Origin of the sequence: Corynebacterium sp. KPL2830 (assembly GCF_040225635.1) — a bacterium.
Classification (GTDB): domain Bacteria; phylum Actinomycetota; class Actinomycetes; order Mycobacteriales; family Mycobacteriaceae; genus Corynebacterium.
This window is the reverse complement of the sequence record NZ_JBEHFR010000003.1, coordinates 118,887-136,231: the sequence shown is the minus strand read 5'-3', so window position 1 is coordinate 136,231 and position 17,345 is coordinate 118,887. Positions and strand designations below refer to the sequence as shown.

Annotated in this window: 17 protein-coding genes; 3 read left to right on the top strand and 14 right to left on the bottom strand. The window is 58.1% G+C overall.

The annotated features are described in order from the left end of the window. Nucleotides 1–70: 70 nt before the first annotated feature. From ABRP87_RS02260 to rimM, 4 genes are all read right to left on the bottom strand, one after another. On the bottom strand, nt 71–265 hold the full coding sequence (locus ABRP87_RS02260) for a hypothetical protein (RefSeq protein ID WP_349867465.1): 195 nt from the start codon (nt 263–265) through the stop codon (nt 71–73). Nucleotides 266–363: 98 nt separating this feature from the next. Beyond that, nucleotides 364–744, bottom strand: coding sequence for a hypothetical protein (locus tag ABRP87_RS02255; protein ID WP_349867464.1), 381 nt, complete (start codon nt 742–744; stop codon nt 364–366). Next, complete coding sequence (gene trmD, locus ABRP87_RS02250) at nt 744–1,625, bottom strand: tRNA (guanosine(37)-N1)-methyltransferase TrmD (protein ID WP_349867462.1); 882 nt, start codon at nt 1,623–1,625, stop codon at nt 744–746. Before trmD ends, ABRP87_RS02255 begins: the two co-directional genes overlap by 1 nt. Further along, a complete protein-coding gene (gene rimM, locus ABRP87_RS02245; protein ID WP_349862802.1) occupies nt 1,622–2,119 on the bottom strand; it encodes a ribosome maturation factor RimM in 498 nt (165 codons plus the stop codon). The genes trmD and rimM overlap by 4 nt, the downstream gene beginning before the upstream one ends. An 86-nt stretch (nt 2,120–2,205) precedes the next feature. Between rimM and ABRP87_RS02240 the strand changes: the two genes are divergently transcribed. Both ABRP87_RS02240 and ABRP87_RS02235 read left to right on the top strand, forming a co-directional pair. After that, a complete protein-coding gene (locus ABRP87_RS02240) occupies nt 2,206–2,631 on the top strand; it encodes a cupin domain-containing protein (protein ID WP_349867460.1) in 426 nt (141 codons plus the stop codon). 29 nt (nt 2,632–2,660) lie between these two features. Next, complete coding sequence (locus ABRP87_RS02235) at nt 2,661–3,359, top strand: TetR/AcrR family transcriptional regulator (protein WP_349867458.1); 699 nt, start codon at nt 2,661–2,663, stop codon at nt 3,357–3,359. Between the two features lie 151 nt (nt 3,360–3,510). Here ABRP87_RS02235 and rpsP read toward each other — a convergent pair whose 3' ends face one another. Beyond that, complete coding sequence (gene rpsP / locus ABRP87_RS02230; protein WP_349862796.1) at nt 3,511–4,011, bottom strand: 30S ribosomal protein S16; 501 nt, start codon at nt 4,009–4,011, stop codon at nt 3,511–3,513. 356 nt (nt 4,012–4,367) lie between these two features. Between rpsP and ABRP87_RS02225 the strand changes: the two genes are divergently transcribed. Further along, complete coding sequence (locus ABRP87_RS02225) at nt 4,368–6,635, top strand: acyltransferase family protein (RefSeq protein WP_349867456.1); 2,268 nt, start codon at nt 4,368–4,370, stop codon at nt 6,633–6,635. Between the two features lie 97 nt (nt 6,636–6,732). Here the strand turns inward: ABRP87_RS02225 and ffh are convergent, their stop codons facing one another. The 9 genes from ffh to ABRP87_RS02180 all read right to left on the bottom strand — a co-directional run bounded on the left by ffh (nt 6,733) and on the right by ABRP87_RS02180 (nt 17,321). Then, nucleotides 6,733–8,373 (bottom strand): signal recognition particle protein, encoded by a 1,641-nt coding sequence (ffh, locus tag ABRP87_RS02220; protein WP_005278622.1) that lies wholly within the window; start codon nt 8,371–8,373, stop codon nt 6,733–6,735. Between the two features lie 51 nt (nt 8,374–8,424). Then, on the bottom strand, nt 8,425–10,557 hold the full coding sequence (locus ABRP87_RS02215) for a [protein-PII] uridylyltransferase (RefSeq protein ID WP_349867454.1): 2,133 nt from the start codon (nt 10,555–10,557) through the stop codon (nt 8,425–8,427). A gap of 6 nt (nt 10,558–10,563) precedes the next feature. Next, nucleotides 10,564–10,902 (bottom strand): P-II family nitrogen regulator, encoded by a 339-nt coding sequence (locus tag ABRP87_RS02210; RefSeq protein ID WP_005278617.1) that lies wholly within the window; start codon nt 10,900–10,902, stop codon nt 10,564–10,566. Between the two features lie 227 nt (nt 10,903–11,129). Then, the gene (locus tag ABRP87_RS02205) at nt 11,130–11,498 is read right to left on the bottom strand and encodes a Na+/H+ antiporter subunit G (RefSeq protein WP_126319319.1); all 369 of its coding nucleotides are present in this window, start codon (nt 11,496–11,498) and stop codon (nt 11,130–11,132) included. Nucleotides 11,499–11,501: 3 nt separating this feature from the next. Beyond that, nucleotides 11,502–11,792, bottom strand: a complete 291-nt coding sequence (locus tag ABRP87_RS02200) for a cation:proton antiporter (protein ID WP_005278611.1) — start codon at nt 11,790–11,792, stop codon at nt 11,502–11,504. After that, nucleotides 11,789–12,322, bottom strand: coding sequence for a monovalent cation/H+ antiporter subunit E (locus tag ABRP87_RS02195; protein ID WP_349867451.1), 534 nt, complete (start codon nt 12,320–12,322; stop codon nt 11,789–11,791). The genes ABRP87_RS02200 and ABRP87_RS02195 overlap by 4 nt, the downstream gene beginning before the upstream one ends. Beyond that, nucleotides 12,323–13,864 (bottom strand): monovalent cation/H+ antiporter subunit D family protein, encoded by a 1,542-nt coding sequence (locus ABRP87_RS02190; RefSeq protein ID WP_349867449.1) that lies wholly within the window; start codon nt 13,862–13,864, stop codon nt 12,323–12,325. Beyond that, nucleotides 13,864–14,340: a sodium:proton antiporter gene (locus tag ABRP87_RS02185; protein ID WP_005278605.1), complete on the bottom strand. Its 477-nt coding sequence runs from the start codon at nt 14,338–14,340 to the stop codon at nt 13,864–13,866. Before ABRP87_RS02185 ends, ABRP87_RS02190 begins: the two co-directional genes overlap by 1 nt. Next, on the bottom strand, nt 14,340–17,321 hold the full coding sequence (locus tag ABRP87_RS02180; protein WP_284630963.1) for a DUF4040 family protein: 2,982 nt from the start codon (nt 17,319–17,321) through the stop codon (nt 14,340–14,342). Before ABRP87_RS02180 ends, ABRP87_RS02185 begins: the two co-directional genes overlap by 1 nt. Between the last annotated feature and the right edge of the window lie 24 nt (nt 17,322–17,345).

Genomic DNA, 17,345 nt, shown 5'->3' with positions numbered 1-17,345 from the left:
AAGTGAAATAATCCTAATACCAGCACGCCAGACCGGCTAAACATATAACTTCACCAACACATCCTGTCGTTTAGGCCCCATTTCCCTGCACGAAAAAGAATGCGGCAGCAGCAACGGCCAATAGCGCCACAACTCCCAAAATGATCGCCGCAATCATGGCCCCATTCCCGCCACGGCTCTGCTGGGGCTGAGAATACGCGGGGTACTGATTGTACTGCGGTTGTTGGTTGTATCCGCCAAAATCATGTCCATTGGGAGAAGTCATGCGAGAGAATCCTTGGAGAGCAAGTAAAAAATGCGAGTGAGTGCTGCACTTACAGTATCACTGCCCAGCACCGATACAAGTTTTCTTAGGGCATTATCCTAATTTTCTTCGCTGGACTCTGCGCTCCATACCGGCTCAGACGACCATGCGAATTCGGTATGGCCAATTTCCGTGCTCCCCAACCACGCCGCGGTAGGCGGTAAGCATTCAGCAACCATGGGCGCGACGGAGGGCAGGGGTGCTGCGGTATCGCCATTGACGATGACCCGCCACAGCGGCGTCCCCTCCGCCGGGGTTCCATTGCTGAGTTCATATTCCTGGGCGAGCGGGCTATCTGCCGGCGGCGACGGGGCAACCACGGCGGCAAAGATGCTCTCCGGCACAAAGCCTGCGCTGCGCAATTTCTGTGGCATGCCTGCCTGGTATTCTTTCCATTCTTCCTGGGACATCAGCACAGAAAGATCCACGCTCACCTGCATTATTGTTCCTTGCCTTCAGATTCACGCTCGCGCACGTGCGCTAGATATGCCTTATCTGCCTTGCTCAATTCCACGTGATCCAATAACTCAGGGCGGCGCTGCCAGGTGCGCTCCAATGCTTGTTCCCTGCGCCACCGGTCCACCAACCCATGGTTTCCAGAGGTCAGGACCTCCGGCACCGCAAGCCCGCGCCACTCCCGCGGCTTGGTATAGCTTGGCCCCTCTAACAGGCCATCAGAAAAAGAGTCTTCTTCATGCGAGCGCTTATTGCCCAATACCCCGGGGATAAGGCGGACGACGGCTTCTGCAATCACCAGTACCGCAACTTCCCCGCCGATGAGCACATAGTCCCCGATGGATACCTCCCGGACGCGGTAGCGTTTCTTTGCGTCTTCAACCACGCGCTGGTCGATGCCCTCGTAACGCCCACAGGCAAAAACAATATGCTCCTCGGTAGACCATGCCCGCGCATCCGCCTGGGTAAAAGGCGCGCCAGCCGGGGTGGGCACCAAAAGCAGCGGGAGATCGCCATCCTCACTAGCGTCCTCGTGCGCCGCATCGGCGCCATAGGCCCGAGCTTCGACGCCCTCTAGTTCGTCGTGTCGAGGCCGGTTGAGGTGCGGCAGGGAGGAGTCGAGTGTGGGGGCGGTGGTCCCGAGTGCGACATCGTCAAGCGCAGGGCCCCAAACCTCAGGCTTCATAACCATTCCTGGGCCGCCGCCAAAGGGCGAGTCATCGACCGATTTATGCGCATCCGTGGCCCACTGACGCAGATCGTGCACGCCCACCTCAAGGCGGCCCTGCTCGATGGCCTTGCCTAAAAGGGCATGGCGCAGCGGCTGCAGGTACTCCGGAAAGATGGTCACTACATCGAGCCTCATAGGTCTAACAACCCTTCTGGGGGTTGGATGATGCACAAGCCGGCTTCCAAGTCGACCTCGGGAACGATGGCATGGACAAAGGGCACCAAGGCAGAAGTGCCGGTAGACAGCTCAACCTCCAAGAGATCTTGGCTAGGCCCGTGCACGACGGAAGCCACAGAGCCGATGTCTTCCCCGTCGTGGATTACGCGCAGACCTTCGAGCTCGTGGTCATAAAAGCCCTCATCGTCATCCTCTAATGGGGCAGCGAAAAATTGGGTGCCACGCAAGCTTTCCGCCTGCGTACGATCGGCAATTTCCTTGCACGTCACCAAAAGCCTGCCCTTGTGGCTGCGCACCGCAGAGATGGTCAACTCGTGTTCCTTGCGGCCCTGCCTTCCCTGCAGTTTTTCTCCCACCGCGAAGCGCACCTCAGGCTCATCGGTGGTGGGCTCTACCACCACTTCTCCCTTGATACCGTGCGACTTAATGACGCGCCCAATCATCAATTCCATGGCGCAGAGTTTACCGCATACACCCAGTTGCTCTTGTTTCCTGCCGCACTCCCCACAATCTCGCTCTTAGGCATTACGCTTGAAGCATGAACGACTCTCCCCACCCGCCCTCCGATCCACGCAGTGCGCATCAGGTGGCACCGAGCTCCCCCTTGATCGACCTTGATCTGGTGGCTTTGGCACCTCCCACCAATCCTGAACGCGAGCGCCCTGGGGTCAAGCGAGTCTTGAACGGTGAGCGCGCAAACCTCATCCTTTTCAGTTTTTCCCCTGGTCAAACCTTGCCGGATCACAAAGCCGCCCACCCGATCACCGTGCAGGTGATACGCGGCGAAGTGAATTTCACCTGCGGGGAGAACACGGTCACACTAGCCCCAGGTAACATTGTGCACTTACCGGCCTATATAGTGCATAGCGTTGCCGCACCCCTACCGAATGTGACTTCGGACTCACCCACAGTACAGTCGGACAGGCGACCGGCACTAATGCTTTTAACGATGCTCACAGGCTAATTGGAATACACACACCATTAGGAAAGATTTTGGATACACCGCAGTCTCATAACAAGCCCTATCACCACGGAAACCTCCACGACGAGCTGCTACGGATCGCTGTGCAATTAGGCAAGGAAAAAGGCCCCGAGGCTATTACTATCCGCGCCGTCACCCGCGCTGCAGGAGTGTCCCCTACCTCGGCCTACCGGCACTTTAAGGATCAGGAAGAACTGCACGATAAGGTGGCCGAGCTAGCCACCGACGAGCTCGTGCGCCGCCTTCACCACACCACCGATAAAGCTGGCGACCTCACCTTTCCCGATCACCTCGTGCAGGTCGGATATGCCTACCTCGAATTTGCCTTGGATGAAACGAATTTCTTCCGTTGCATGCTGGAGTGGAAGGCGCTGCGCTTTATGCTTGGCGTAGACCCTTTGACTCCCGATGATCCAAAAAGCGAGCACCTGAATATGATTCAGCGCTACTTCGATCTCTTGGCCCGCCACGCCCAAGCCCTCGGCCAAACGCCCAATAAAGAATATTTCCTACACAATAGCTTGCTGTCGTGGTCCGCCGTCCATGGGTTTACCGTACTTGCCATTGATGGGCCCCTGTCTAAACTGCCGCGGGAGGAAATCTATAAGCTGTTTAAGCCTGTCGTCGCAGGCAGCCTGCGCGGAATGGATTTTGAAGATCCGGGCGATGTATACGCCAATTACCCCGAATTACGGCCACGCAGTGAATAGCGCTAGCCACTAGCCTTGGTGATGGCTGCGCGCTGGCCGAGCGCGCAAAATCCCCCACTCGTTATCGCGCATAAATGCAACGATGACGGGTGGGGGATGAAGTTTATGCACAGCCGTCCTAATTAGAAACGGGCGCTAGAGAACGAGCAGATTACTCTGCGGACTCCTCAGAAGCTTCTGCATCAGCGTCTGCCTCGCCGGCAGCAGCGGCGGCAGCCTCAGCTGCAGCGACCTCTTCAGCTTCCTTCTTCTTCTTCGCTTCTTCCTTGGCCTTCTTCTTCTCGGTGATGGCCTCGATGGTTGGGCCGTTATTAGCCTCAGACAATGCCTCGTTGAAGAGGTCCAGCTTGGACTTCTTCTCCTCGGCAACCTTCAAGGTGCCTTCGGCACCCGGCAGGCCCTTGTGCTTCTGCCAGTCACCGGTGACCTTCAGTAGTGCCAAGACAGGCTCAGTTGGCTGTGCGCCAACGGACAGCCAGTGCTGTGCGCGCTCGGAGTCAATCTTGATGAGGGAAGGTTCTTCCTTCGGGTGGTAGATGCCAATGTTCTCGATGACCTTGCCGCTGCGGCGGGTACGAGCATCAGCGATAACTACGCGGTATTCAGCGGCGCGGATCTTACCTACGCGCTGCAGTTTAATTTTGACAGCCATGATGGCTCCTTTTCTAGTCACTGGGCAGTTCAGACACGCGCTGTTTAGCACGCCGGTTCAACCCTTGGATTTTATCTGCGCGTGACGTACCGGCCGACCGTAGACGGGAACGGTGTTACGCAGAATGAAACGTCTCATTATCATCAGCAGTTCGCACCACCGCGATAACCCGAACTATTTTAGCGTGTGCAGGCAGTATTTTAAAATCTTCGCGTCTCCCGCATTTTACGTTGCCCCGTTATGCCTTCGAGACCTTTAAAGAGTACCCTTATTAGCCGAATGTAAACCTTTGCCACAGAAGGCTTTGAAATACGCCGCGTTTGTTTTCCATGAACAAGCGCACGAAATGACGTTTTATGACAAATGATTCTCCACGCAACTTTCGATACCGCTATGACCTCGATGGTCTGCGCGGTATCGCAATTGGCCTCGTAGTTATCTACCACGTCTTTGTCGGTCGTGTATCTGGCGGCGTGGATGTCTTCTTACTGCTTTCCGGTTATTTCTTCTTAGGCTCGCAGCTGCGCTATGCCGGCAAGCCCAACGCCTCCTTGAACCCATGGTGGCCAATCTGGCGCACGCTGCGCCGCTTGGTACCAAGCCTCGTTTTAGTCATCGGTGTGACGTATATATTGGTGCGCCTTTGCACGCCGCAGCTCATGCGCACTGAATTTACCCAGCAAATTACAGCAACCATGCTGTACTACCAGAACTGGGAACTGGCGCGCCAAAACGCTGACTACACTGCGGCCGCCGCCGATACTTCCCCGCTGCAGCATATGTGGTCGATGTCTGTGCAGGGCCAGTTCTACCTGATGGGCATAGCCTTTGCCCTCATCCTGGCCGCGATTATGAAATGGCGTCCGCAGCATTCTTCGCTGCGGACCAGCCGCTTCCCCACGGTCAATCAAATCGCCGGCCCCATTCTCATCGTGGTGACCATCGTGTCCTTTGCCTATGCCTCGCGCCATGGGCTGCACGGAACGCCAGAAAACTACTACTCCACGTGGTCGCGTGCCTGGGAGTTGACCCTCGGTGCGGTTCTAGCCATCTACGGTTCCGCATGGAAAATCCCTGCACGTTTTTATGACCTGTTTACCGGCCTTGGCCTTTTCATGCTGGTCTTTACCGGCGCCATCATCGCAGAGACCACCGCCTACCCAGGACCGCTCTCGCTTTTGCCTTTGGGCGGTGCCGTGCTCATCATTTTGGGCGGTGGCGGCAAGATCTCCAAGGCCATGGCCTCTAAGAAGGCGCGCTGGCTAGGCGATATCGCCTATCCGCTGTACCTTTGGCACTGGCCGCTGCTTATTCTGTCCACCTCGTACTTGGGTCAGCAGACCCCGTCGTGGTGGCTGGGCATCATTATTATTGCCATCTCCCTGCTGCTTGCAGATATCACGCATCGCTTCATCGAACGCCCCCTGCGCCAGCACCGCAAGCGACCCTTGGCAGAGGACCTTCCGGCCCACAAGGCGGTCTCTAGTCTGTCCACCCGTGCCGGTGCCGGTCGAGCCATCGGCGGTGTCGTAGTGGCCAGCTGCGTCGCGGCGCTGCTTCTCATTCAGCCGCTGTGGCTGCGCACCATTAATAATGCTGACGCGGAAATGCTCAATCCTCAGCAATATCCCGGAGCCACGACATTCATTAATGACATCACCCCGCCGGACGGAGTAGAAATCAAACCAGATCCCATCGTTGCTGGAGGAATCGAGCCGCCGGTTGCTGCAAACTGGTGCTTCGTGCCCGATACTCAGCCCGCTGATTTCTTCTTTGAGACGCGCAGGGACGGCAAGACCCCCTGCATTTTCGGCGACACCACTGCCGAAAAGGAAGTCTATTTGGTGGGAGGATCCCACGCGGAGCAATACTCCTCTGCCCTGGACCGCCTCGGCCGAGAGATGGGTTTCAAGCTGGTTCCTCTCTTGCGCCAAGGTTGCCCCATCGAGCTTGGCGATGACGTCACGGTCAGCCCAGAGTGCGCCGAGTGGGGTGAACTGGTCATGGACCGCATTGCCGAAGCTCAGCCAGAGTTGGTTATCTCCAATACCACCCGCCCGCAAAACGAGTTTGGGCATGGCCCCGACGCGGTGCCCGCCGGCTACCAAACCTTCTGGGATGAGCTGTCCAAGCGCGATATCCCCTTCCTGGGTTTCCGCGATAACCCGTGGGGATTCGATGAGGACGGGGAGCCGCGCGAATTCGATGAGTGCTACGTTGCCACTGAAGACGCTGTGGGCTGCGGCATGCGGTTTGAGGAGGTTTACCAACCTTACGATCCAGGTGCCGTTGTTCTATCGCAGTACGAAAACATGCTGTCACTCGATACCGCGCCGTGGTTCTGCGATGCTAATGGCGATTGCCCGGTCATCATCGGCAACACCATGGTCTACCGCGATATGCACCACATCACCAATGCCTTTGCGGATTCCGCGATGCCGATGATCCGAGAAGCCCTCACCCCCTTCTTGAACGGCGAAAAAGTCCAGCAAGAGGCGCCAGAAATCTCCCCTGAAGAGGCGGAGGCAGCACTAGAGGAATCGCCAGCTTCCCCCACCACCGGTGGCACGCGGCGCGCCAACCCAGTGCCGTACCCCAATACCCCGGAAAACGATCCAGTTTAAACGCTCCCCCGCGACGACACGCACAAAGGTGGCCCATTACCTGTAAGCAATGGGCCACCTTCTATTTATGTCTCTGCCTATTTATGTCTCTGCGCGGCTACTTTTTACCCTTGCCAAAGTTGAGGTTATCGAGGTCGATATTCTCCATGCCTTTGGGCATCTTGGGCATACCAGGGATCTTTCCACCACCGAGGCCACCGGCACCGCCAGCGCCTCCCATCTGCTGTTGCAGCTGCTGTAGCTCTTCCATCGACGGCATACCGCCGCCCATTCCTGGCATACCGCCTGGCATCTTGGGCCCGCGGTTGCCGCCGCCACCTTTGCCCTTCTTGCGCTTGCCGTTTTTGCCCTTGCGCCCCTTAGGCTTTTTCTTGGTGGCAGAACGTCCGCCACCTCCCATGCCAAATTGGCCGGCCATCTTGGACATCATCTTCTTGGCCTGGTTGAAGCGCTCGATGAGCTGGTTGACCTCGGACACGCTCACACCGGAACCATTGGCGATGCGCTTGCGGCGCGATGCGTTCAAAATCTTCGGGTTCTCGCGCTCTTCTGGGGTCATACCGCGGATGATGGCCTGGATGCGATCCAGCTGCTTTTCATCCACCATGGCGGCCATCTCATTCATCTGCTTGCCGCCAGGCATCATCTTCAGCAAGTTGCCAATGGGACCCATCTTGCGGATCATCAGCATCTGATCCAAGAAGTCATTCAGCGTGAGCTCGCCGGAGCCAAGCTTAGAGGCTGCTTCTTCGGCCTTCTGGTGATCCAGGGTGGCTTCCGCCTGCTCAATTAGGGAGAGCAGGTCACCCATGCCCAGAATGCGGCTAGACATGCGCTCTGGGTGGAAGACATCGAAATCATCGAGCTTCTCACCGGTAGAAGCATACAAAATCGGCTTACCGGTCACCTCACGAATGGATAGCGCTGCACCACCGCGGGCGTCACCATCCAGCTTCGTGAGAACCACGCCGGTAAAGTCCACGCCATCGCGGAAGGCCTCCGCCGTTTGCACGGCGTCCTGACCAATCATGGAATCGATGACGAAGAGGACTTCATCCGGGTTTACGGCGTCGCGGATATTGCGCGCCTGCGTCATCAAGGTTTCATCAATGCCCAAGCGGCCGGCGGTATCGATGATGACCACATCGTGCTGCTTCTGCTTCGCCTCAGCAATACCGCGCTTGGCGACGTCCACTGGGTCCCCGTGAGAGGTACCCATCTCGTGGTCATTGGAATCCAGGGAGGTACCTGGGTCTGGGGCAAAGGTAGGGACCTCCGCGCGCTCGCCGACGATCTGCAGCTGCTGCACAGCGCCTGGGCGCTGCAAGTCACAGGCCACGAGCATGGGGGTGTGCCCCTGCTTCGTGAGGTGCTTGGCCAATTTACCGGCCAGGGTGGTTTTACCAGCACCTTGCAGACCGGCCAGCATGATGACGGTCGGAGGATTCTTGGCCAGGTTCAACCGACGGGTTTCGCCGCCGAGGATCTCAATGAGCTCCTCATTGACGATCTTGACCACCTGTTGGGCGGGGTTGAGCGCCTCAGATACTTCCGCGCCGCGGGCGCGTTCCTTGATGCGCTTGATAAACCCGCGCACCACCGTCAGAGAAACGTCAGCTTCCAGCAATGCCAAACGAATCTCACGAGTCGTGGCGTTGATATCCGCCTCAGTTAATTTGCCCTTGCCGCGCAGGCCCGCCAGGGCTGACTGTAGGCGGTCTGATAGTGAGTCAAACACTACGGATGCGCTCCCTTAAATTAGATCGATCTAAAGTTCAATTATTCAATCTTAGTCCCTAGCCAGGGCCCTGGTCACATTCCCCACCACCTGGGCGCGAGAAACCGAAGCGCCAAAGAAAACGTGCACAATCATCGTGGCGCCCAAAATCTCATGGCGCAGCCACATAAACTCCGGCAAAGCCTCCACCAGATAGCCCAACGCGCCTATTCTCTCCACGGTGCGAATCTCTAAGATTCCGCCAACGTTAAACGCCGCCGTCGTGGGCTCACCTGCGATCTCGGGAAGCTCGGTGTACGTCCGCGAATTATAGGACTGGATAAACCTGTCCGGTTCCGCGGCCTCCCTCAGCGTCTTTTGCACGGTGCGGATGACAAATTCCGCCTGATAGTCACCAGCATCACCGCGCACGAAATTGGCCCGCACGATGGTCCATCCCAGGGCAGATATCAACGCAAAAATGCGCTTAAACTCTGCCTTATTGGCGCCGGACCACGTCACGGTGACCACTTCCTCTTGCCAATCGACCGCAAGGCCTACCCCGTAATCATCCTGCGGAACACGCACTATGGGGCGGGTCACTATGCGTGGCTTATTGGCCTCCAAGGCGCGGGCCACGATCAGGGCCTGCGCCTGAGCGGTGCGAGCGGACCAAACCCCAGGGCCCGTCGATAAGGCATCCGCCTTGGATAAGGTGGCAAGCAGCGAAATGGTCAACTGGTCATAATGGCACGCATTTAATAGGGCATCGCGCGCGGCGTCCGAACTCGGATCCATCGTCGCCGCCAATCGCGCCAGGCTCGTATGTTCCGCCACCACGGTTTGCACGCGGGAAATATCTGCAAGATTAAACCGCATGCGCGCTGCCTGCCGCGCCACCAGCTCTGCCCCTACCTGCTCGTGCGGGCGGTCATGGCCCTTGCCCAGATCGTGGTACAACGCAGCCAAGAGGAGGAGATCTGGGCGGGCCACAGATGTGCGCACCTCGGCGCAGCGCGTCACTGTGGCAACCAAGTGATAATCCACGGAATGCATGTGGCTTCGTTCCCTGGGCAGTAATCCGCGCACATGGCCCCATTCGGGGACCAAGCGCTCCCACAGCCCATAGCGATCCAACTCCGCAATCACCCGTGGGGTATGGGACGGCGAGGAAAGGATCGCGAAAAAGTCATCGACGGCCGCCCGCGGCCACCGCTCCGGCAGGGGCGGCAGCTCTTGCAGTGCTCGCCACGTCGCCGCCGAGACGGAATAGCCCGTCCGCGCCGCGGCCGCCGCGACGCGGGTCAATAACCATGGATCTTCACAATTGGGTGTGCGAGCCAGGGAGATAACGGCACCATCGGCCACGACGTCCACATCGAGGGGGCGTCGCACGCGGTCTCGCCCCTGCGCCGGACCAGCGCTGCGGCTACCCAAAACGCCGCGGGCTGTGGCCAAGCTACGCTCTACCGCCTCATCGACAGCAGATGCCGCAGTGACCAACGCCGCCGTGAGCTCATAGCGGCTGCTAAAGCCCAATTCATCGGCAACGTCTGCGGCGAAGTCCGGATCCAAAATATCGCGGTGGCGGCGGGCCTTGACGTGCAGCAGGGTCCGGGCATCGAGTAGCAGCCGCCGCTCTTCCTCCAGCGCGGGCAGATCACACAAGTTGCCCAGGGCTAAAGCGCGCAGGAGCTGAATATCACGCAATCCCCCACGCCCGTTTTTTAAGTCTGGGTTGGTCATGGTGGCGACGGCACCGGAGCGGTTCCACCGGGCGATGGCGATATCGACGAAGCTATCAAAGCCCCGCTGCAGCTGCCGCCGCCAGGCATGCAGGAGGCGCTGACGGGCGTCATCGACAAGCGGCTTATCGCCAGCGATATAAGTCAGGTCCAATTGAGCGAAGCCAGCCGAGGCATCCTGCAGGGCAATCTCGGCGCACTCCAGCGGGGTACGCAGGGCGAAGTCCAGCCGATACTTGGCATCCCAGACCGGATACCACAAGTCCTCTACCAGGTTGGCATCTGGCTCATGGTCCTCTGGGAAAATCAAGATGACATCGATATCGGAATAGGGAGTCATCTCCTGGCGGGCTAAAGAGCCGGTTGCTGCTAGCGCCGTGTGCGGCGGCAGGTCCAAACCCTGGACTATGCGCACCGCCGCTGCATAAGCTTCGCTGCGAAGAGCGGATGCTGCCACCATCTGTAATTACAGGGCGGTCTCGCCGCGCTCCCCGGTGCGGATGCGGATGACGTCTTCTACCGGAGTAATCCAAATCTTGCCATCGCCAATCTTACCGGTATAAGCGGCATCCACGATGGCATCAATGAGGTCTTCCACCTGGTCATCAGCGGTCAAAACTTCAAGTTTCACCTTGGGCACAAAGTCCGTCGCGTACTCGGCACCGCGGTAAACCTCACTGTGCCCGCTCTGCTGCCCAAAGCCCTGGCTTTCGGTCACGGTAAGGCCGTGCACATCCTGCTGTTTTAATGCCTCCCGGATATCCGGCAGAGTAAACGGCTTAACAATGGCGGTAATTAGTTTCATTTAATCCTCCTGAAGAAAAGTAAAGTTCAGCGGCCAAACCTGGCGCGGATATGCTGCGTTCCAGTCTAACCCCGCCCAACTTCCGAATGTGCCCGAATTACGGTGGCAATCGGTAAATCAAGCTAGGACCCGCTGCGCTAAGCACCGCGGCAGCGCAAAAGAAGCGCGGGCCGCACCCCTCCTTGGAGGAGGTACGCACCCGCGCTACTCATGAGGAAAGAACAACCCTAGATTTCGTCTTCATCTGCATAGACGGTCTGGATTTTCTCATTATTGTGTTTGGCGTGCTTGACGTCAGTAACCGCAACGCCATAGATGGAACGTCCCAGGTAGAACGAACCCACCGAGCCGATAATCCACACGCCAAAGCAAGCGATGAGGCCCTTGATAAGAAGGCCCAAAGAAAAGCCATCTTGGCCAAAATCCACCACGAGCTTGGCGACGATAATAAGCGGCACCGCCAAACCCACGGTCGGGCCCATCAGGTTGGCACGGGTCAAGGCATCCGGCGCGCGCCACAAGGAGACCACGGTTGCCACCACAAGGATGGTGGCGACAATGAGCAGAACCGAAGCAATAATCTCATAAACAGCCATGACTTATCGCCGACCTTTCGAAATAATGCGGGCCATAGACAAGGTCGGCAAAATACCGGCCGCGATGGCGCCAATCAAGGCAATGTCATAGGCCAAGGGGGCATTGTTGATCATTGACCAGCCGAGGTACATGCAGATCATGCCGTAAAAGACGATGTCTGACATCACCGCGCGGGTGAGCTCATCGCGGGTGCGCAGCGCTAATAGCACCCCGCACCAGGCGGCCCCGCCCATGATGAACACGCACACCAGTACAACCCAACCGAATGGGGACAATGTTGCAAAATCAATCATCGGTCGGTCTCCTTCCTGCGTTGAATTTTCCGGGCGAGGTGCTTGGGCTTTTCGACGTCCGCTTGGCTCTCCGAAAGTGGAGTGTCCTCCGCCCGCGCGAGGTCCGGCGAGCGCATATAGCGGCCGAGGGTATCCAAGGGGAATTCGTAGAAAGCCTCATCAAGCTCCGTCGTATCCCCTTGCCCAGGAACGCCATAGTCGATGCTCTTAACGCGCGGTGCCAAGTGCTCTTCCATCTCGGCCAAGTCAGCCACAATCGCCGCAGGATCGGAACCCTGTACCGCTTGTACTAGCACGATGCGGGGCAAGCCCTTGCGCGGTGGTTCGCGCAGTCCCAAGGACAGCGTGCCAGGGGTAGCGGTAATGGAAGAGGTGAACCAGAAAATCTCCCAGGCGCTGGTAACGCGCAGTGGATACCGGATGATCACCGGGTGGTATTCGTTATCGGGCTTAAATGCTGACATCGCCAGGGTGAACCCAGCAACGAAAATCTCCTTGATGAGCCAGAGTGCATAAGCTACGGCATGCATTTATCGGCCCTCCTGAATGTCATCGATATTAGGTAGTGCGGCTGAATCATCGCCCAAGATGGTGTCAGTATAAGCCGTCGTGTCCAGCAGTTGCTCGGCTGCGGTTTCCACCGCATCAATAACCACGCCGGAGAAAATGAACATGCCCAGCGAGACCAAGATGAGCGCTGCGGAAGGCGCCATCAATTTCTTGCGGATGATGAGCTCATCGGGAACCTTGTCCGAGGGCAAATCCTGTCCCCAGAAGGCTTCGCGCCAGACCCGCAACATCGCCAAGAATGCTGCGAAGGAGGCGATGATGATGACTGCAATTGCAATCCAGGCCCAAGCGCCGCCATTGCGCGCGACCTCAAAGACGATCATGAGCTTGCCCCACATGCCGGAGAATGGCGGGAAGCCCACAACGGAGAAAGCACCAGCGGCAAAAATCCAGGCGATGATGGTATCGCGGCGCGCGAGGCCGGATAGCTTGGTCAAATCACCCGTGCCGTAGGTCTCTTCGATGGCGCCAGAAGCCAAGATCAACGAGCCGACGGTGACCATGTGGTGAATTGTATACATGATACCGGCGGCCAGGGCGCGGCTTGGGTCTTCCGAAGTAAAGGCCAACATCACCAAGATGAACGGCATGCCGTTGAGCATCTGGTAACCCAGCACGCGGCGAATGGTCTTTTCCGTCAGGCCACCAAAGGCACCGATCATCATCGAAATCAGCATCAGGACGATGATAAGGACGTTCCACCGCTGCTCGAGATCGAAAAGCTGCACGTACAGCCGGTAGAGCATGTAGACGGCGACCTTCGTGTGCAGGCCGGAGAAAAGGCCCATCACTGCAGCCGACGTGCCTGGATAGGTACGCGGCAACCAAGACTGCACCGGGAAGACACCGGCCTTGGCGGTAATCGCAATAAGGATAATGCCCGCGGCGACGGTCACTGGACCGTTGCCCGCGGCGGCTCCCTGCAAGGCAGCCAGGTTAACCGAGCCGGTGACGGAATAAATATAGCCGACACCAACGACCAGCAGCGTGGAGGCAAAAAGGTTAACGAGGACGAACGCGCGTCCTGCCGCCAAGCGCGACCACGTACCAGACATGGTGATAAGGCCGTAGGAAGGCAGCAGCATGACCTCAATGAATACGAAGAAGTTAAAGAGGTCAGCGGTTAGCAGCGCACCGCATACACCGGTGATAAGAATCAGCGTGAGCGAAGGGTAATAACGGGATTTCGTCTCCCCGCCCACGATGGCGAACCAGTTAGCGCCAAAGGCCACGATCATCGTGGTGATGATCATCAGCGCGGAGAAGGCATCCGCAACGAGCGGAATACCCACATTTCCTACGTAGAGGCCCACGGTATGCGCCACTACCCCATTGTTCATGGTGTAGATCAACAGTCCCAGGCCTGCGAAGACACCGACCCCGGGGATGATGAGCATGATCGCATCGCGGACGGCGCGCCACGGCGCCAGCAAGGCGAGAGCCGCGGCAATGAGCGGAATGCCCGGGAAAAGCGGAAGAAGTTGGGCTACAACATCAGCCATTATTTTTCATCCTCCTTCTTCCTATTTACCCCGCGCTCAGCCACGGGGGTGTCGTGGTCTACCCGGCCAATGCGATCGAGCTCATTCGCGGATTCTTCCAAGATCGCACGGTTCTGGGCATCGCGGCCCAAGGTAGAAAATGCGTGATCGATGGTGTTGTCATCGACGGGTTCTACCACATCGGTGTCATCGTTTTTGCCCATCGCAGCCATGGTCAACAGGATGGTCGAGGTTGCCATGGAGATAACAACGGCCGTCAGCACGAATGCCTGCGGTAGCGGATCGGCCATTTGATCGTGGGGTACCTCTGAGGGAAATGCTTCGCCTCGGTAGGAGTACACGCCAGTGGCCAACAAGGTCAGGTTGGCACCGTGGCCGAATGCCATCATGCCCAACACAATGCGGACCAGGCCGCGTTGCTGAATGAGGTAGACGGCGCCACCGATGAGGATGGCGATAGTTAACGCGAGAATCATTACTTCTCCCCTCCTCGGTTGGCGTTAGAACGGCGACGTTGCTTTGTCTTTGTCTTTGCCTCTTTGGGGCTCAGCAAAGCGAGCGGATCCGTCGACGGATTGATTGGGTCTGGGTACGGATCGTCCGCATCCTCAACGGCAATGCGCGGCGTGGCCGGCAGGGCCGAGTCATCGTCATGAATCCACGGCAGGAAGTCCCGCTCAGTACCTGGCCTGAGGTAACCGCCCAAGGCGTTGATGGCCATCGTGAGCATGCCCAACACGGCCAGGTAAATACCGAGATCGAAGATGAGGGACGTCGTCCAGTGCTGGCCAAAGGCTTCGCCGTGCAGCGCGGTGAGGAAACCACCATTGCCAAAGCCGTCGTGCCAGTAGCCAATAAAGCCTGCCAATAGCGCCGTAATGATGCCGATGCCAGTGAGGTGCACTGGGGTCATCCGGCCAAAGACGATTTCATCGGAACCGCGGGACAGATAGGTCAGGCCAATGGCCGCACCCATGATGAGCGCCGCGGGGAATCCGCCGCCGGAGGCATTGTGCCCGCGGAAGAAGACGATGACGGACATGATGATAAGCAAAGGAATGACAATATTGATTCCCTTGCGCAGCGGCACGGAGTTCAGCTGCGACTGACCGAATGGCGCTGGGCGCGTACCCGAGCTGAACGGGAAGCGCGGCAGCGTCGTGGTAATGGCTGCGATAACGACGGCGGCCATGCCCAACACGGACAGCTCGCCCAAAGTATCGAGTGCACGGAATTCCACGATGATGGTGGCCACGACGTTATCGCCACCCGTGATATCCGGTGCCTCGTCGAGGTACCACAGCGCCAAATCCGAGCGTTCGTGGCGGCCCATCAGGCCCCACACGCCGAGGAAGGCAGCGATACCGGCCAATACGGCGATAACGATGGAGCCTACCCTGCGGGATTTATCAGTAACCGGCTGGAAGGTCTCCGGCAGGTAACGCAGCACCATCATCATGACGACCACGGACAAGGCTTCCACCATGAACTGGGTCAGCGCGACGTCCGGTGCACCCAAGAGGAACATTTGCAAGGTAACGCCCGTACCTGCGATGCCGATCATGACGGCACCAGTAAGGCGGTTCTTGGTACGAACCAGCCCGAATACGGACAAGGCAATGATGCCCAACGGCAGCAGGTCCCACGGGTTATCGAGACCATCGACGCGCGGTTGCAGCGGTACGCCGTCGACGCCCTCACCAAACAAGGTAGTACCGGCGAGGACGATAATCACGATGACAATCGGCAGGATGTGCCGGGACGGGTTGTGGGAATCGGACATCTTGCCCAATACCTGGCCGAGCTTGGCGCAGCCATCCTGCAGGCTTTGCAGGAGCTCGTTGCCGCTGCGCGGCATGAAGTTCCGGCCCTCGAAAGCCGGCCACATCTTCTTGCGGGCAAAGAGACCAGCGATACCGGCCACCAGCACGAGAATCGAGATGATGAATGGCACGTTGATTCCATGCCATACCGCAAGGTGAGAATGCGTTTCCATGCCCACGGCGCCAACGGCATGCTCCAAAGGCTCATCGAAGATGCCCAAGACGAAGACGAGCGGCAAGGACATAAAGCCCGGCAGCGCCGCGGGAAGCCATAGGGCAACTGGGGCTTCGTGGACATCGTCCATAGAGCGCGGCCCATCGAAGAATGCACCGAAGACGATCTTTGCCGAGTAGGTGAAGGTAAAGAAGGCACCGATACCTGCCACGGCAAGCAGGATTGCTTGGCCTGCGCCGCCAATGGGGGCGTCTTCGAAGGCGGTAAGCATGCCTTCCTTGGACACGAAGCCCAGCAGCGGAGGAACCGCAGCCATGGAGGCGGCGCCGATGACGACAGAGCCAAACGTCCACGGCATCTTATTCCACAGCGGGCCAAGGCGACGGATATCGCGCGAACCCGCTTCATGGTCAATGACGCCGATGAGCATGAACAGCGAGGACTTAAAGAGCGCGTGTGCCAAGGTGTGCACCAGTGCTGCCCCAATAGCGAACGGGGTACCGACACCGATGGTGGCCACAATCCAACCCAGGTGAGACACGGTGGAATAAGCGGTCAGCTTCTTCAGGTCCGTCTTTTGCACCGCGAATACCGCGGACATAACAGCCGTGCCCATACCGACGACGATGAGCACCCAGTTCCATACCGCGACATCGTAGAAGACCGTGGAGAAGCGAATGAGCAGGTAAATACCCGCCTTGACCACGGCAGCGGCATGCAGGAACGCCGAGACAGGCGTCGCGGCGGCCATGGCTTCTGGCAGCCAGAAGTGGAATGGGAATTGAGCAGACTTGGTAAAAGCAGAAGCCGCGATGAGCACGGCAACGCTCGCGGTCACGCCGGGGCGCTCATCCCATACCGAGGATGCGAGGATCTCAGAAATGGTGGTCGAACCGGTGGTCACTGCGGCGATGCCCAATGCCGTCAATAGCGTAAGGCCACCGATGAACGTCAGGATTAAGGTGCGCTGTGAACCCGCCTCTCCCCCGGAGCCAGAACGCGCAATGAGCATGAAAGAAGCCAAGGAGACAAGCTCCCAGGCGAGGAATAGGACAACAACGTCATTGGCCAGAACCAGCAACAAGATGGACAGCGTAAACGCCGTCATCAATGTATAAAAGCTCGTATTTCCCTCATTTTTCGGGAGATACGCTGCCGAGTACGTCAGCACAACAGCGCCAATGACAAGAGCCAACATGGCGAAGAAGATGCTCAAAGCATCTCCACGCAGAGCGAAACTTACATCAACCCCCGGTGCAATAAAATCGCGTACCCAGGTGGCTTGGAAACTGAGTTCCTCCCCCGCTGCAATGGCAGAAAAATCCTTAGCAATGAGCACCGCTGCGATGAGAAAGAGGACGGCTAGTGGATAGCCCGCCTGTCGGTCCATGACCTTTACGGTCACCGGTGCCAAGATCACTGCCAATGCTGCGAGGAGGACAGCAAAAAGTAGCGTCACGAAATACTTGCCTCACGAACCTTG

Bases quoted from the DNA above. Each gene is read 5' to 3' on its own strand.
- ABRP87_RS02210 (WP_005278617.1), bottom strand. From the start codon at position 10,902: ATGAAACTAATTACCGCCATTGTTAAGCCGTTTACTCTGCCGGATATC.
- trmD (WP_349867462.1), bottom strand. From the start codon at position 1,625: ATGAGGCTCGATGTAGTGACCATCTTTCCGGAGTACCTGCAGCCGCTG.
- ABRP87_RS02185 (WP_005278605.1), bottom strand. From the start codon at position 14,340: ATGATTCTCGCGTTAACTATCGCCATCCTCATCGGTGGCGCCGTCTAC.
- ABRP87_RS02200 (WP_005278611.1), bottom strand. From the start codon at position 11,792: ATGATTGATTTTGCAACATTGTCCCCATTCGGTTGGGTTGTACTGGTG.
- ABRP87_RS02195 (WP_349867451.1), bottom strand. From the start codon at position 12,322: ATGCATGCCGTAGCTTATGCACTCTGGCTCATCAAGGAGATTTTCGTT.
- ABRP87_RS02205 (WP_126319319.1), bottom strand. From the start codon at position 11,498: ATGGCTGTTTATGAGATTATTGCTTCGGTTCTGCTCATTGTCGCCACC.
- ABRP87_RS02255 (WP_349867464.1), bottom strand. From the start codon at position 744: ATGCAGGTGAGCGTGGATCTTTCTGTGCTGATGTCCCAGGAAGAATGG.
- ABRP87_RS02215 (WP_349867454.1), bottom strand. From the start codon at position 10,557: ATGGTGGCAGCATCCGCTCTTCGCAGCGAAGCTTATGCAGCGGCGGTG.
- rimM (WP_349862802.1), bottom strand. From the start codon at position 2,119: ATGGAATTGATGATTGGGCGCGTCATTAAGTCGCACGGTATCAAGGGA.
- ABRP87_RS02190 (WP_349867449.1), bottom strand. From the start codon at position 13,864: ATGGCTGATGTTGTAGCCCAACTTCTTCCGCTTTTCCCGGGCATTCCG.
- ABRP87_RS02260 (WP_349867465.1), bottom strand. From the start codon at position 265: ATGACTTCTCCCAATGGACATGATTTTGGCGGATACAACCAACAACCG.
- rpsP (WP_349862796.1), bottom strand. From the start codon at position 4,011: ATGGCTGTCAAAATTAAACTGCAGCGCGTAGGTAAGATCCGCGCCGCT.
- ABRP87_RS02225 (WP_349867456.1), top strand. From the start codon at position 4,368: ATGACAAATGATTCTCCACGCAACTTTCGATACCGCTATGACCTCGAT.
- ABRP87_RS02240 (WP_349867460.1), top strand. From the start codon at position 2,206: ATGAACGACTCTCCCCACCCGCCCTCCGATCCACGCAGTGCGCATCAG.